This window comes from Paraclostridium sp. AKS73 (genome assembly GCF_025671395.1).
GTDB classification, from domain to species: Bacteria; Bacillota; Clostridia; order Peptostreptococcales; family Peptostreptococcaceae; genus Paraclostridium; species Paraclostridium benzoelyticum.
In genome coordinates, this window is the sequence record NZ_JAIXHU010000089.1 from 1 (window position 1) to 492 (window position 492).

Genomic DNA, 492 nt, shown 5'->3' on the forward strand with positions numbered 1-492 from the left:
AACGAAGAGAGTTGGAAAGCTCCGCTATAAAGTGTAATAGCCACGTAGTTGAAACGAGAAGACTTTAGATGTGATCCAGAGTACCACGGGACACGTGAAACCCTGTGGGAAGCAGGAGGGACCATCCTCCAAGGCTAAATACTACTTAGTGACCGATAGCGCATAGTACCGTGAGGGAAAGGTGAAAAGAACCCCGGGAGGGGAGTGAAATAGAACCTGAAACCCTGCGCTTACAAGCTGTGGAAGCACTTTATATGTGTGACCGCGTACTTTTTGTAGAACGGGCCAACGAGTTACGATAGTAAGCTAGGTTAAGTACTTAAGGTATGGAGCCGTAGTGAAAGCGAGTCTTAAATGGGCGTTAAGTTTGCTGTCGTAGACCCGAAACCGAGCGACCTATCCATGAGCAGGATGAAGCGAAAGTAAAATTTCGTGGAGGTCCGAACCCACGAGCGTTGAAAAGCTCGGGGATGACTTGTGGATAGCGGTGAA

1 rRNA gene is annotated in these 492 nt (G+C 48.4%); it reads left to right on the top strand.

The window, feature by feature from the left end:
* Positions 1-492 (top strand): 23S ribosomal RNA (locus LEQ07_RS19755); the annotation flags it as partial.